The sequence below is a fragment of the Streptomyces sp. NPDC004284 genome (assembly GCF_042874035.1).
GTDB lineage: Bacteria > Actinomycetota > Actinomycetes > Streptomycetales > Streptomycetaceae > Streptomyces.
In genome coordinates, this window is sequence record NZ_JBIAMJ010000002.1 from 206,004 (window position 1) to 219,658 (window position 13,655).

Below are 13,655 nucleotides of genomic sequence, written 5' to 3' on the forward strand. Positions count from 1 at the left end.
ACGAGTTATGGCCATGCCGCTCCGTCAGTCCGTCCGGGTCGGGACCTACCTCTTCGAACAGAAGCTCCGCAAGCGGGACAAGTTCCCGCTGATCGTCGAGCTGGAGCCGCTCTACGCCTGCAACCTCAAGTGCGAGGGCTGCGGAAAGATCCAGCACCCCGCGGGCGTCCTCAAGCAGCGCATGCCGGTCGCCCAGGCGGTCGGCGCGGTCCTGGAGTCCGGCGCCCCGATGGTGTCCATCGCGGGCGGCGAACCCCTGATGCACCCTCAGATCGACGAGATCGTGCGCCAGTTGGTGGCCCGGAGGAAGTACGTCTTCCTCTGCACCAACGCCATGCTGCTGCGCAAGAAGCTGGAGAAGTTCACCCCCTCCCCGTACTTCGCCTTCGCCGTCCACATCGACGGCCTGCGCGAGCGGCACGACGAGTCCGTCGCCAAGGAGGGAGTGTTCGACGAGGCGGTGGCGGCCATCAAGGAGGCCAAGCGGCGCGGCTTCCGGGTCACCACCAATTCGACCTTCTTCAACACCGACACCCCGCAGACCGTCATCGAGGTGCTCAATTTCCTCAACGACGACCTCCAGGTCGACGAAATGATGATCTCGCCCGCCTATGCCTATGAGAAGGCACCCGACCAGGAGCACTTCCTCGGCGTCGAGCAGACCCGCGAACTCTTCAAGAAGGCCTTCGCCGGAGGGAACCGGCGCCGCTGGCGCCTCAACCACTCGCCGCTCTTCCTGGACTTCCTGGAAGGAAAGGCGGACTTCCCCTGCACCGCCTGGGCCATTCCCAACTACTCCCTCTTCGGCTGGCAGCGCCCCTGCTATCTGATGAGCGACGGATACGTCCCCACGTACCGCGAACTCGTCGAGGACACCGACTGGGACAAGTACGGCCGCGGCAGGGACCCGCGCTGCGCCAACTGCATGGCGCACTGCGGCTACGAGCCCACCGCCGTCCTCGCCACCATGGGGTCCCTCAAGGAGTCCCTGCGCGCGATCAGGGAGACGGTCTCCGGGAACGCCACGTCATGACCGGCGGGTTCGACCTGCGGGCGCTGCTCTCCGAGCGCGGCGCGGAGCGGTACGAGCTGCACGCCAAGTACCTCAACCACCAGCTGCCGCGCATGCTGCACACCATCGGCTTCGACAAGGTCTACGAGCGGGCCGAGGGCGCCCACTTCTGGGACGCCGACGGCGCCGACCACCTCGACATGCTCGCCGGCTTCGGCGTGATGGGCCTCGGACGGCACCACCCCGTCGTCCGCAAGGCCCTCCACGACGTCCTGGACGCCCAGCTCGCCGACCTCACCCGCTTCGACTGCCAGCCGCTGCCGGGACTCCTCGCCGAGAAGCTGCTCGCCCACAGCCCGCACCTCGACCGGGTCTTCTTCGGCAACAGCGGCACCGAGGCCGTGGAGACCGCCCTCAAGTTCGCCCGGTACGCCACCGGGCGGCCGAGGATCCTCTACTGCCACCACGCCTTCCACGGGCTCACCACCGGCTCCCTCTCCGTCAACGGCGAGCAGGGCTTCCGGGAGGGCTTCGACCCGCTCCTGCCGGACACCGCGATCGCCCTGGGCGACCTCGGCGCCCTGGAGCGGGAGCTGCGCAAGGGCGACGTGGCCGCCTTCGTCGTCGAGCCCATCCAGGGCAAGGGCGTCCACGAGGCGCCCCCGGGCTTCCTCCGGGCCGCCCAGGACCTCCTGCACCGGCACGGCGCGCTGCTCGTCGCCGACGAGGTGCAGACGGGCCTCGGCAGGACCGGCGACTTCTACGCCTACCAGCACGAGGAGGGCGTCGAGCCGGACCTGGTCTGCGTCGCCAAGGCGCTCTCCGGCGGCTACGTGCCGGTCGGCGCCACCCTCGGCAAGGACTGGATCTTCAAGAAGGTCTACTCGTCGATGGACCGGGTCCTGGTCCACTCGGCGAGCTTCGGATCGAACGCGCAGGCCATGGCCGCCGGGCTCGCCGTCCTCTCGGTCATGGAGGACGAGGGCACGGTCGCCCACGCCCGCCGGATCGGCGACCTGCTCTCCGGCCGGCTGAAGGAGCTCGTGCCCCGGTACGAACTCCTTCACGAGATCCGCGGGCGCGGCCTGATGATCGGGATCGAGTTCGGGCGGCCCTCCTCGCTCGGGCTGCGCGGGCGCTGGACGATGCTCCAGGCGGCCCGCAAGGGCCTCTTCGCCCAGATGGTCGTCGTCCCGCTGCTCCAGCGGCACCGGATCCTCACCCAGGTCTCCGGGGACCGCCTGGAGGTGATCAAGCTGATCCCGCCGCTGATCATCGACGAGGCGGACGTGGACCGGTTCGTCACCGCCTTCACGGCGGTCATGGACGACGCCCACGGCGGCGGCGGGCTGATGTGGGACTTCGGGAAGACGCTGGTCAAGCAGGCGGTCGCACAGCGCTGACCGGATCTCGACGAGGGGCTTCCCCCAGGTTTTGCCTCTGAGGCAAGAAACTTGCCTCAGAGGCATGATCCTGGCGGAATGGACGCATGGACCACGTCCCCGGGGACACCTCCCCGGACCCCGTCACCCCCGACGCCCTGCCGGACGTCGCCCCCCAGCTGCGGGCCCTGCGCCGCCGCCGGGGACTCACCCTGGAGGCCGCCGCCCAGCGGGCCGGCCTCTCGCCGGCCCACCTCTCGCGCCTGGAGACCGGGAACCGGCAGCCCTCGCTGCCGATGCTGCTCGCCCTGTCCCGCATCTACGGTACGACGGTCTCCGAGCTCCTGGGGGAGACGCCCCCCGAGCGCGACCCCGTCGTCCGGGCCGGCCGCTCCGAACCCGTCGAGGCCGACGGCTGGATCTACCGCCAGGCGGGCGGCGCCGGACGCGCCCTCCAGTGCCTGCGGGTCCACGTGCCGTACGCCACCCGGGCCGACATCGTGCGCGTCCACCCCGGCGAGGAGTGGATCCACGTCCTGGAGGGGCGGGTGCGGCTCGCCCTCGGCGAGGCCGTCCACGTCCTCGACCCCGGGGACAGCGCGCACTTCGACTCGCTGACCCCGCATCGGATCGGCGCCGCCACCCCCGGCGGGGCCGAGCTGCTCTTCGTCCACACCCTGATGCAGAGCCCCGCCGCCGAGCTGTGCCTCGGCGACGGGACCCCGCACCGGCGTTGACCTCGTGTGACCCTTCCCAGGAAAGGACCGACCATGTCCGAGAAGTCCGTATCGGTGACCGGTGAGGAACGCGGTGAAGGCAAGTTCCCCAAGGGCCTGGTGCTCCGCCTCTTCGCCTATCTGATCGCCGGCCACCTCTTCGCCGGCTTCCTCTACCTGCTCTTCATGCTGGGCGGGCAGAACCAGTAGGGGCGGCTACGCCTCCGTGACCAGGCGCTCCCGCAGCCGCTCACGGGTCTCGGGGGCCAGCTTCAGGCCCTCGGACAGATAGGCGTCGACCGTGCCCCAGGTCGCCTCGATCGTCTCGAAGGCGGCCCGCAGATACTCCACCCGCGCGTCGAAGAGCGGGCTCAGCAGCTCCATCACCTCGGGCGACATCGCGTCCGCGGCGGTGGAGCTGCGGCGCACCTTGTAGCGGCGGTGCGGGTCGTTCGACTTCACGTAGTCGGCCTCGATCGCCTCCCGCTCGACGCCGAGCGCGAGCAGGGTGATCGCGATGGCGAGCCCGGCCCGGTCCTTGCCCGCGGCGCAGTGCATGAGGGCCGGGAGGCTCTCCTCCGCCATGGCGTGGAGGATCCGGCCGTGCTCCTCGGTCCGCTCGACCACCATCTTCCGGTACGAGTCGGACATCCTGGCGGCCGCCTTGCCGTCGCCGAGGACCTCCCGCAGCTGCGCGGTCTCGCCGTCGCGCACCAGCTTCCAGAACTCCTTGCCGTCGGCCGGGTCGTTGAGCGGTATGTTCACGTTCCGCACGCCGGGCAGCTCGACGTCCGGACCCTCGAGCCTCCGGTCCGACTCGTTGCGGAAGTCGAAGACGGTGTGCAGCCCCAGCGAGGCCAGGAAGGCGGCGTCGTCCTCCGTCGCGTGGGCGAGGTGGCCGCTGCGGAAGAGGCGGCCGGGGCGGACGGCGCGCCCGTCCGTCGTCGGCAGGCCGCCCACGTCCCGGAAGTTGCGGACCTCCGTCAGCTCGGGCTCGGCGGCTTCGGCGGGCGGGACCTGCGGCAGCTGCTGCGTCACGGCTGCTCCTGTTCTGTAGATCGGTTCCTGGGGCAATCATCTCGGCCGGGGCCCCGGACCCGCACCCCCCGGGACAGGAATGGGTGATCTGTCCGTATTGACTGGTTCGGCATAACCCGCCCCGGTTGCAGGGGGGATGGGGATCGGCGCGTGAGCAGCGTCATAACCGTGACGGACCGTGCCTGATCGTCTTTTCCAAATACCCCCCGGGAAAAGGAGATCGAGGATTCGTCATCCACGGAGGGTGACCGGAATTCCGGCCGGATTTCACCGGATCCCGAAGCGCTTGAAAACTGCGGCTTGTTCGCCCCGACTTCTCTCGTCTAGCGTCGCGCTCAATCCGGACGGACCGCCGAATCCTGCCACCGACCGGAATCCACACTCACCCGTAGAAGGCAGGAGCGGGGGACCCAGGTAGTACGCCGATCCCTCGATGAAGGACGGCTCGGGGTGAAGTCGCGCGAGAACGCGGCCGGACATCTCCAGTCCGAACCCGACAGCTCACCTCGCAGGCGCCGGAGAGGAATTCGCCATGCCCGCGAAGGGTAAGCACCGCCGTACCAAGTCCAGTCGCCTGACCCGCGGCCTCGCCGCCGCCGGCACCGGCGGCGCCGTCGTCGCCCTCCCGCTCCTCGGAGCCACCGGCGCCCACGCCGCCGAGCAGGCCGCCCCGGCCGCCGCTCCCGTCGTCGCCCCGGTGAAGGCCGCGCCCGCCGCCCCGGTGAAGGCCGCTCCGAAGACGTACTCCGTCGTCCGGGGCGACTACCTGTCGAAGATCGCCTCCGAGCGCCACCTCGCCGGCGGCTGGAAGAAGCTGTACGAGGACAACCGCCAGGTCATCGGCGAGGACCCCTCGCTGATCCTGCCCGGCATGAAGCTCACCCTCGGCGCGAAGAGCACCGCCGAGGCCGCGCACCGGAGCACCTGGAGCTCCGGCGAGAACGGCGACGCCCAGCGTGCCTCGCGCGGCAGCGAGCGCACCTCGGCCCCGGCCGCCGCCGCGACCACCGCCTCCTCCTCTTCGGCGACCTCCTCCTCGGCCGGGACGACCTCCTCCTCCGGCTGGGTCGCCCCGATCGCCGGCGCCGCCATGTCGACCCCGTACCACCAGGCCGGTTCCATGTGGTCCTCCGGCTACCACACCGGTGTCGACTTCATCGCCTCCACCGGCACCACCGTCCACGCGGTCGGCCCCGGCACCGTCTACTCCGCCGGCGACGGCGGCGCGTACGGCAACCAGGTCGTCATCCAGCACGCCGACGGCACCTTCTCGCAGTACGCCCACCTGTCCTCGATCTCCGTCTCCGCCGGCCAGACCGTCACCGGCGGCCAGCAGATCGGCCTCTCCGGCGCGACCGGCAACGTCACCGGCCCGCACCTGCACTTCGAGATGCGCACCGGGCCGGAGTACGGCTCCGACATCGACCCGCTGGCCGCCCTGCGGTCGCACGGCGTGAGCATCTGACGCGACGTCAGCTCCAGGGGGCCCGGCACGCACGTGCCGGGCCTCCGGCGTATTCCGGCTTGGTGGAATCTTTATCGGTGGCATATGTCACCCTGCGTCAACCCCTCCTTACGGTCGCGTAGGTCACATCCGAAAGGGAAGGATGTGCTCCCGTGGCAGACGATTCGAGATCAACAGACAAGAGCGCATTCGGGTCGTACGCGGCGATCGGTGACAGCTTCACCGAGGGCGTCGGAGACCCCGGGCCCGACGGGACGTACGTCGGCTGGGCGGACCGCTTCGCGGTCCTGCTCGCCGACCAGCTGCCGGAGCACGACGCCTTCCGGTACGCCAATCTCGCCGTACGGGGGCGCCTCCTCGACCAGATCGTGGCGGAACAGGTCCCCCGGGCGAAGGAACTCGCCCCCGACCTGGTGACCTTCTGCGCGGGCGGCAACGACATCATCCGCCCCGGCACGGACCCGGACGACGTGGCCGAGCGCTTCGAGCGCGCCGTCGCCGAACTGACCTCCGCCGTCGGCACCGTCATGGTGACCACCGGCTTCGACACCCGCGACGTGATCCTCCTCAAGCACCTGCGCGGCAAGATCGCCACGTACAACGGGCACGTCCGGGCCATCGCGGACCGCTACGGCTGCCCGGTCCTCGACCTGTGGTCGCTGAAGTCCGTGCAGGACCGGCGCGCCTGGGACGACGACCGGCTGCACCTCTCGCCCGAGGGCCACACCCGCGTCGCCCTGCGCGCCGCCCAGGTCCTCGGCATGGAGGTGCCCGCCGACCCGGACCAGCCCTGGCCGCCGGAACCGCCGCGCGGCACGCTGGAGGTCCGCCGCGACGACATCCACTGGGCCAGGGAGTACCTGGTGCCCTGGATCGGGCGCCGGCTGCGCGGCGAGAGCTCGGGCGACCACGTCGAGGCGAAGCGCCCCGACCTCATGCCCCTGTAGCACCGGGCGGACCGGCGAGGGCGGGCGGTCCCGGTTGGTGCGGAGAGGTGAAGGGGGCCGGCGGTCAGGAGTGGCGCGCGGGAGGCGGCGGCGCCGGGTGCTGGGATGTGCCCGCCGGAGCCCCGGCACCCACCCCCCGAAGGGACCGCCCGTGACGATCCGCCGGCCCAGCGCCGCCCGCACCGCCCGTCTGCTCGCCGCCACCGCCGTGCTCGGCGGCCTCCTCGCCGGCCCCGCGGCCCCCGCCCTGGCCGCCGCGCCCGAGCGGGCGGCCCTCCGCACCTCCGCCCGGGACGCCGAACCGGCCACGGCCACGGTCACCGTCACGGGCAACGGCCGGGCGGCCGCCGCGCCCGACCTGGCGATCCTGTCCGCCGGGGTCGAGGCCACCCGCCCGACGGCGAAGGAGGCGATGGCGGCGCAGAGCACCGGGGCCGAGGCACTGCTCGGCGTGCTCCACAGACAGGGGATCGCCGACCGGGACATCCGCACCGACAGCCTCTCGCTGTCCCCGGTCTACACCCAGACCAAGGACGGGGAGAGCAAGGTGACGGGCTATCAGGCGGGGCAGTCGTTCTCCGTGAAGGTCCGCGACATCGACAGGACCGGCCAGGTCATCGGGGCCGTCAACGACGCCACCGGGAGCACGGGCCGGATCAACGGGGTCGTCTTCGACGTCGCCGACCCGTCGGCGCTGCGGGCGAAGGCCCGCGAGGCCGCCTACCGGGACGCGTACGACAAGGCCTCGCAGCACGCCCGGCTCAGCGGCCACCGGCTCGGCCGGCTGGTCTCGCTGAGCGAGGGCGAGTCCGTCCGCCCCGGCCTCGGCACGACCCCCGTCTCCGCGGACGAACCGGGCGTACCGCTGGCGCCCGGCGAGATCGAGGAGCAGGTCACGGTCTCGGCGGTGTACGAGCTGATCTGACGGGCGGGCGGGTGCACCGGCCCTGCCCTGGTCGGCTACGGCGGCCCGTCCGGCCCGTCCGGCCCGTCCGGCCCGTCCGGCCCGTCCGGCCCGTCAGGCCCGTCCGGGCTGTCAGGGCTTTCCGGGCTCCCCGGCTCCTTCGGCGCGGCCGGGTCCGGCGTCGGCAGGTCGAGTTCCCGGGCGAGGGCGGCGTCCGCCCACCGGAGCATCGTGGTGCGGGCGAGGGGGCCTGCGTAGGCCGTCGTCTGGACGGCGAGGCCGTCGAGGAGGGCGGTGAGCCGCCAGGCGGCCCCGGCCGGATCCGGGCAGCGGAACTCCCCGGCGGCGACGCCCTCCTCGATGACCCGGGTCAGCGCCGCCTTCCACTCCCGGTCGAGGGAGGCGGCGACCCGGCGCAGCTCGGGGTCGCGCAGTGAGGCCGCCCAGCCCTCGATCCACAGCCGCCAGCCCTTGGCCTGCCCGGTCGGGGCGTACCAGCGCACGGCGGCCCGCAGCCGTCGGACGGCGGTGGAGCGCCGTCCGAGCAGCCGGCGCAGCTGGGCGAGGTCGCCCTCGGCCGCGTGGGCGAAGGCCGCGGCGACCAGCTGCTCCTTGGACGAGAAGTGGTAGAGCACGAGTGCGTTGCTCACGTCGAGCGCGGCGGCCACGTCGGCGATCCGGACGGCGGCGACGCCACGGGCCTCGATCTGCTCGACGGCGGCCCTCAGGAGTTCGTCCCGTCGCTCGGCCACGCTCAACCGCACTCTCGCCACGCCGTGCAGCCTACACAGCACGTGACAAGGTCATGATCGCCAACGGCTCCGGCGGGTGGCCGGTTCAGTACCAGCCGTAGCGTTCGGCGATCACCGGCAGCCGCTCGTCCACCAGCGCGTGCGCCGCGGCGCGCGGGCTGACGCCGTCCGCCTCCGCCCGGTCGAGCATCCCGCCGACGAGCGTCCGCATCGCCCGCCGTACCCGCGCGAAGGCCTGCTCCGCGTCGGCCTCGATGTCACCGAAGAGCGTCCACCACCACCAGGCGTTCGTGCACGAGTTCACGACCACGTCCGGAAGGACGGTCACCCCGCGCGCGGCGAGCGCCTCCTCGGCCTCCGGCAGGACCGGCATGTTGGCGGCCTCGGCGATCCAGCGGGCGGTGATCCGGTCCTGCTCCGCGGTGCCGATCGCGTACGAGACGGCCGCCGGGACGAGGACCTCGGCGTCGGCCGAGAGCCAGGCGTCCCCGGGCTCCTCGCGGTCGCCGGGCCGCAGCGCGGAGCGGTCGACGGTCCCGTGCGCGTCCCGGGCGGCGAGCAGCGCCTCGACGTCGAGGCCGTCGGGGTTCACGATCGTGCCCCGGACGTCGGCGACGGCCACGACCCGCAGCCCGGCCCGGGCGAGGAAGCGGGCGGTCGCCCCGCCCATCGTGCCGAGGCCCTGCACGGACACCCGGGTGCCCGCGTACTCCCGCCCGGCCCGGTCGAGGGCGACGAGCACCGATTCGGCGACACCGAGGCCGCCGACGAGCTCGTCGAGCCCGATGCCGTCCACCTCGATCGCGAACGCGTCGGCGAGCCGCTTCCGGGCCTCCGCCTCGTCCTCCAGGAGCGGGTACACGGCCTGTACGGAGGAGACGAGCCCGGCCTCGGCCACCGCCCGGTCCACCAGGTCCTGGGTGAGCCCGAGGTCCTCCCCGGTGGTCCAGAACCGCTCGACGTACGGCCGCATCGCCCGCAGATAGCGCACGAGGACGCCGTACGCCTCGGGGGAGCGGGGGTCGCAGTCGATGCCGCCCTTGGCGCCGCCCAGCGGCACGTACCGGGCGGACGGGTCGTAGTGCAGGGCCTCCTTCATGGTCATGCCCCGGGCGAGCCCGGCGACCTCCTCCGCCGTGCACCCCTCCCGCATCCGCAGACCGCCGCTGGCCACGCCGCGCACCAGCCGGTCGACCACCAGATGGCCCCGCCGCCCGGTCACGTGATCGGTCCAGTCGACGGACAGCAGGGGAGTGGGACTCATCGCGGATCTCCTCGGAGGGAACGGGCCGGCCGGGCGGGCCGTACTGAACGACGATTCAGTATGGCCGACCGCGCGGCCGTCCCCGGCGCGGGCCGCCCATAATGGAACGACCCCGAGAGATCAGGAGGTCCTGTGACCGGTACCGGCTCCGACCGTTCGCCGCGGGCCCGGCTGCGCGCACTGCGCCCCGAGTCCTTCGGCGCGGAACCCACGGGCGAGCGCCTCGCCCGGATCCGCCGCTCGCCGAACTTCGCGGACGGGATCTTCCAGAACCCCGAACCGGCCAGCCGCCGCCCCTCCGGGTCCGGCGTCGAGTTCGCCAAGGTCTACTTCGAGAAGGAAGGACGCGCGCGCCGAGCCCCCACCGGCGCGATCCCCGTCCATCCCACCACCCTCGCCGACCTGGCCAAACCTCCGGCCACCGGCCTGCGCCTGACCTGGATGGGCCACTCCGGCATCCTCGCGGAGATCGACGGCCACCGGGTCCTCTTCGACCCGGTCTGGGGCGACCGCTGCTCCCCCTTCCCCTTCGCGGGCCCCAAGCGGCTCCACCCCGTGCCCGTACCGCTCGCCGAGCTCGGCCCGGTCGACGTGGTCGTGATCTCGCACGACCACTACGACCACCTCGACCTGCCGACGATCAAGGCACTGGCCGGCACCGACACGCTCTTCGCGGTGCCGCTCGGCGTCGGCGCGCACCTGGAGCACTGGGGCGTGCCCGCCTCCCGCCTGCGCGAGCTGGACTGGAACGAGTCCACCGAGGTCGGCGACCTGCGGCTCACGGCCACCCCGGCCCGGCACTTCTGCGGCCGCGGCCTGCGCAACACGCAGCACACCCTCTGGGCGTCCTGGGTGGTGCGGGGGCCCGCCCACCGCGTCTTCCACAGCGGCGACACCGGTTACTTCTCCGGCTTCGCGGACATCGGCGCCGCCCACGGCCCCTTCGACGCCACGATGATCCAGATCGGCGCCTACTCGGAGTTCTGGACCGACATCCACATGACCCCGGCCGAGGGGATGCGGGCCCATCTGGACCTCCAGGGCGGCAAGCCCGCCGGAGTGCTGCTGCCGATCCACTGGGGCACCTTCAACCTCGCCCCGCACCCGTGGGCGGAGCCGGGGGAGTGGACTCGGGACGCGGCCGAGGAGGCGGGCCAGGCGGTGGCGTTCCCCCGCCCCGGCGAGCCGTTCGAGCCCGCGGGGAAGCTGCCGGGGGAGTCCTGGTGGCGGTCGGTGTCCCGGCCGATCCCGCACCCGTGGCGCCGCCCCCGGCGGGCGGAGACCGTGTCCGAGGCACGGAGTGACGACCTCGACCTCGCGGGCGACAGGTGACAACGATCGGGGAGGATCTCGCCGAGGCCGTGCGGATGCTGGAGCGTCTGCCGGCCGAAGGACGTGGTCGTGTGCTGCGGGCCCTGGACGGGGCGCCCCGCGGCGAGCGTTCAGCTGTCGCTGAACGGTTCAGGCCGTTGCCGACGTCGAAGGGACCGGCGCGGGGCGTGGTCCGAACGCCGCGCATCGTGGAGCGCTGAACCGCGGCTCTGGGTAGGGGCTGGCAGCGCGGTCGCCTGCGGGGTCCGGCTCACCCGGGTGGTTGTGCCGGTGTGAGTCAGACCCCGTCCACGACCGAGAGGTGGTGGCGGTGCCGCCGTCACCGCAGGCCGGGCGGGGAGGCACTTCCTGCGGAGGCGGTCATGGCACGCATCCGCGTTCCGAGAGGGGGCTCGGAGGGGCGACCAGGCCGAAGACCTCGTCGCCCGGCTGCCACTCGGTGACACCGGGACCGAGGGCCGCGATCACGCCGGAGACGTCGCTGCCGAGGATGAGCGGCGGCGTCCGATTCGGCCGGAGGGTGGCCGGGACGTCGTCGAAGCCGCGCCGGGCGTACCGGTCCGGAGGGTTGAGGCCCGCCGTGTGGACCCGTACGAGCACCTCGCCCAGGCCCGGCTCCCGCCGGGCCGCTTCCTCGCGGACGAGTTGCTCGGCCCGCCGAAGGCGTGCAGCCGGACGGCGCGCATCGTCGCTGTCGTCATGTCCGTCTCCGTGGGTGCCGGGCGGTCGCCGGGCGGTGTCAGCGGCTCGGCCGGTAGTAGGTGTCGACGGGGACGCGGGCCTCGTCGGCAAGGGCGGGGCCGTCCTGCGGCACCGTGGGCCAGGCGCCTGACGGTGGGTTGAGCGCGACGAGCTGTTCGGTGGACAGCGCGTAGACGACCCGCCCGATGCCGGAACGGGCGATGCCGCCCTCGCACATGCCGCAGGGCTGGCAGCTCGTGTACAGCGTGGTGCGGGCGGCGGCGTCCGGGGCGAGTTCGCGGGCCGCCCAGCGGGCGAGCTTCAGCTCCGGGTGGGCGGTGATGTCGTCGTCCCGCCGGACCGTGTTGTGGGCCTCCGCGAGCACGGTGCCGTCCGGTCCGGCCAGGAGGGAACCGTACGGCGCGTCGCCAAGGGTGACCGCGTGGGCGGCGATGCCGATGGCGCGCCGCAGCAGGGCCTCGTCGGCCGAGGTGATCATGATCGGGTGCTCCAACGGGTGGCCACGGTGGTGAGCGCCTGCCATGCCGCGTAGGGCCGACGGGTCTCTTCCGGATCTCCGTGGTAGGGGTCGAGTACGACGGTGTCCGCTCCCAGCAGGCGCAGCTGGTCGAGATCGTCGAGGATCTGTGCGACGGTGCCGACGCCGGCGGGCCGGTCGGGGGCATCGACCGGTGCGCTGGTGACGCGCAGGGCGATGCGGGGCGCGAACCCCGGCAGCGCGTGCCGTCGCAGGATCGCGCGCATGTGGGGGAGGGAGAGCCGCAGTGGGTGCCAGGCGTCGCCGGACCTCACCGCGCGCCGCAGGGCCGCCTCGCTGTGGCCTCCGATCCAGAGCGGCACGTCACCCTCCGGGCGCCCCGCGTCCCTGGCCTGCCGGAGGACGCCGAGGCACTCGTCCGTCAGTCGGCCACGGGCGGTGAACGGCACGCCCAGCGCCTCGAATTCCTGCCGGGCCCAGCCGACGCCCACCCCGAGGACGAAGCGACCGCCGCTCAGCTGGTGGAGGTTGGCGGCCATCCGGGCCACCAACAGGGGATGTCGGTACGGCAGGACGAGTACGGTCGTGCCCAGCCGCACGGTGGTAGTGAGACCGGCCAGCCAGGACAGCGTGGTGAACGGCTCGTAGAACGGCTCCGGATACCGCTCCGCCACGTCCGGGGTGACGGCAACGTGGTCCGACACCATGAGGACGCCGAGACCGAGGTCCTCCGCCATCCGCGCCCCTTCGCGCAGGACACCGGGATCGGTCCCGGGGCCGAAATTCGGTACATTGACGCCGAGTTGCATGGTCCGAGGCTATCCCGGTGATCACGGGCGACGGAACCGATGACTCCCTGTGTAGGGGCTGTTCTGCCGTGATTTTGCTGGTAGTTTCGCCGCATGGCCGGGAATCTTGACGACGTCGACTGGGCGATCATCGAACAGCTGCAACGGGAGGCCCGCATCTCCCTCAGCGAGTTGGGCCGGCGCGTGAACCTCAGCCCGTCGGCCACCACCGAACGTGTCCGCAGCCTGGAGGCCCTGGGCGTCATCACCGGCTACCGAGCCGAGATCGACCTGGCCAAGGTCGGCTACCCCCTCCTTGCCGTCGTCCGCCTCAAATACCCGGGCAACCACCACGAACCACTGCGCCGCCTCCTCGCCGAACGCCGCGAGATCCTGGAGTGCCTGCGCACCACCGGCGACGACTGCTACACCCTGAAGCTGGCCGCGACCTCCATGGGACACCTGGAGACCCTCATGGACGAACTTGCCGGTTTCGGCACCACCACCACGAGCGTTGTCTACAGCCAGACCCTCCCCTACCGCGGCCCCGTCGCCCCTGACTGACCACCGGCCCGCCGTCCGTCCGTGGTGCAGCAGTGCGCGTCTCACGCCAGACGGGTCACACCGGGCCTGCGCGAACTTCCAGACGCTCCCCCCGCCTGGCGGCCGTCGACCCGTTCAAGCCGACCCAGGTGTTCCTGAAGGCAAAGGACGGCAAGACTCGGCAAGTCCCTTCCCGGCTTCCGTTCGGTAACCGACACGAAGCGACGCCTGACGGGATCGATAGCGGCTCTTCGTACGTCCCTGTAGTCGGTCGAAGGGAGAGTCGTGAGGGACACGAACAGTCAGCGGCAGCGACGGCAGCGTCTTGCGAG

The 13,655-nt window shown here is 72.3% G+C and carries 15 protein-coding genes and 1 riboswitch; of the genes, 9 read left to right on the forward strand and 6 right to left on the reverse strand.

Features of this window, described 5'->3' with window-relative positions:
- Window positions 1–7 precede the first annotated feature (7 nt).
- From hpnH to ACFYUS_RS06120, 4 genes are all read left to right on the forward strand, one after another.
- Window positions 8–1,033, forward strand: a complete 1,026-nt coding sequence (hpnH, locus tag ACFYUS_RS06105) for an adenosyl-hopene transferase HpnH (RefSeq protein ID WP_388846408.1) — start codon at window positions 8–10, stop codon at window positions 1,031–1,033.
- Entirely contained in the window at window positions 1,030–2,415 is a 1,386-nt protein-coding gene (locus ACFYUS_RS06110) for an aspartate aminotransferase family protein (protein WP_388846410.1), read from the forward strand. The genes hpnH and ACFYUS_RS06110 overlap by 4 nt, the downstream gene beginning before the upstream one ends.
- 86 nt (window positions 2,416–2,501) lie before the next feature.
- Window positions 2,502–3,131, forward strand: coding sequence for a helix-turn-helix domain-containing protein (locus ACFYUS_RS06115; protein WP_388846412.1), 630 nt, complete (start codon window positions 2,502–2,504; stop codon window positions 3,129–3,131).
- 33 nt (window positions 3,132–3,164) lie between these two features.
- Window positions 3,165–3,320, forward strand: a complete 156-nt coding sequence (locus tag ACFYUS_RS06120; RefSeq protein WP_388846414.1) for a DUF6126 family protein — start codon at window positions 3,165–3,167, stop codon at window positions 3,318–3,320.
- A 6-nt stretch (window positions 3,321–3,326) separates the two neighbouring features.
- Here the strand turns inward: ACFYUS_RS06120 and ACFYUS_RS06125 are convergent, their stop codons facing one another.
- Window positions 3,327–4,148, reverse strand: a complete 822-nt coding sequence (locus ACFYUS_RS06125; protein ID WP_388846417.1) for a tyrosine-protein phosphatase — start codon at window positions 4,146–4,148, stop codon at window positions 3,327–3,329.
- Window positions 4,149–4,488: 340 nt separating this feature from the next.
- Window positions 4,489–4,676, forward strand: a riboswitch (cyclic di-AMP (ydaO/yuaA leader).
- 4 nt (window positions 4,677–4,680) lie between these two features.
- On the opposite strand from ACFYUS_RS06125, the gene ACFYUS_RS06130 reads away from it, so the two are divergent.
- The 3 genes from ACFYUS_RS06130 to ACFYUS_RS06140 all read left to right on the forward strand — a co-directional run bounded on the left by ACFYUS_RS06130 (window position 4,681) and on the right by ACFYUS_RS06140 (window position 7,485).
- Entirely contained in the window at window positions 4,681–5,613 is a 933-nt protein-coding gene (locus ACFYUS_RS06130; RefSeq protein ID WP_388846420.1) for a peptidoglycan DD-metalloendopeptidase family protein, read from the forward strand.
- Between the two features lie 152 nt (window positions 5,614–5,765).
- Window positions 5,766–6,560 (forward strand): SGNH/GDSL hydrolase family protein, encoded by a 795-nt coding sequence (locus ACFYUS_RS06135; protein WP_388846422.1) that lies wholly within the window; start codon window positions 5,766–5,768, stop codon window positions 6,558–6,560.
- Between the two features lie 151 nt (window positions 6,561–6,711).
- Complete coding sequence (locus ACFYUS_RS06140; RefSeq protein WP_388846424.1) at window positions 6,712–7,485, forward strand: SIMPL domain-containing protein; 774 nt, start codon at window positions 6,712–6,714, stop codon at window positions 7,483–7,485.
- A gap of 35 nt (window positions 7,486–7,520) precedes the next feature.
- Here ACFYUS_RS06140 and ACFYUS_RS06145 read toward each other — a convergent pair whose 3' ends face one another.
- Both ACFYUS_RS06145 and ACFYUS_RS06150 read right to left on the reverse strand, forming a co-directional pair.
- Window positions 7,521–8,237, reverse strand: a complete 717-nt coding sequence (locus tag ACFYUS_RS06145) for a TetR/AcrR family transcriptional regulator (protein ID WP_388846426.1) — start codon at window positions 8,235–8,237, stop codon at window positions 7,521–7,523.
- A gap of 64 nt (window positions 8,238–8,301) precedes the next feature.
- On the reverse strand, window positions 8,302–9,480 hold the full coding sequence (locus tag ACFYUS_RS06150) for a Glu/Leu/Phe/Val dehydrogenase dimerization domain-containing protein (RefSeq protein ID WP_388846428.1): 1,179 nt from the start codon (window positions 9,478–9,480) through the stop codon (window positions 8,302–8,304).
- 132 nt (window positions 9,481–9,612) lie between these two features.
- On the opposite strand from ACFYUS_RS06150, the gene ACFYUS_RS06155 reads away from it, so the two are divergent.
- Entirely contained in the window at window positions 9,613–10,812 is a 1,200-nt protein-coding gene (locus tag ACFYUS_RS06155) for an MBL fold metallo-hydrolase (protein ID WP_388846430.1), read from the forward strand.
- 360 nt (window positions 10,813–11,172) lie between these two features.
- On the opposite strand, the gene ACFYUS_RS06160 is transcribed toward ACFYUS_RS06155, so the two are convergent.
- From ACFYUS_RS06160 to ACFYUS_RS06170, 3 genes are all read right to left on the reverse strand, one after another.
- A complete protein-coding gene (locus ACFYUS_RS06160) occupies window positions 11,173–11,412 on the reverse strand; it encodes an alcohol dehydrogenase catalytic domain-containing protein (protein WP_388846432.1) in 240 nt (79 codons plus the stop codon).
- A gap of 139 nt (window positions 11,413–11,551) precedes the next feature.
- On the reverse strand, window positions 11,552–11,992 hold the full coding sequence (locus ACFYUS_RS06165) for a nucleoside deaminase (protein WP_388846434.1): 441 nt from the start codon (window positions 11,990–11,992) through the stop codon (window positions 11,552–11,554).
- Window positions 11,989–12,801, reverse strand: a complete 813-nt coding sequence (locus ACFYUS_RS06170; RefSeq protein ID WP_388846436.1) for an LLM class flavin-dependent oxidoreductase — start codon at window positions 12,799–12,801, stop codon at window positions 11,989–11,991. The genes ACFYUS_RS06165 and ACFYUS_RS06170 overlap by 4 nt, the downstream gene beginning before the upstream one ends.
- A gap of 93 nt (window positions 12,802–12,894) precedes the next feature.
- Here ACFYUS_RS06170 and ACFYUS_RS06175 point away from each other — a divergent pair, with 93 nt between their 5' ends.
- Window positions 12,895–13,344, forward strand: coding sequence for an Lrp/AsnC family transcriptional regulator (locus tag ACFYUS_RS06175; protein ID WP_388846438.1), 450 nt, complete (start codon window positions 12,895–12,897; stop codon window positions 13,342–13,344).
- Window positions 13,345–13,655: the final 311 nt, after the last annotated feature.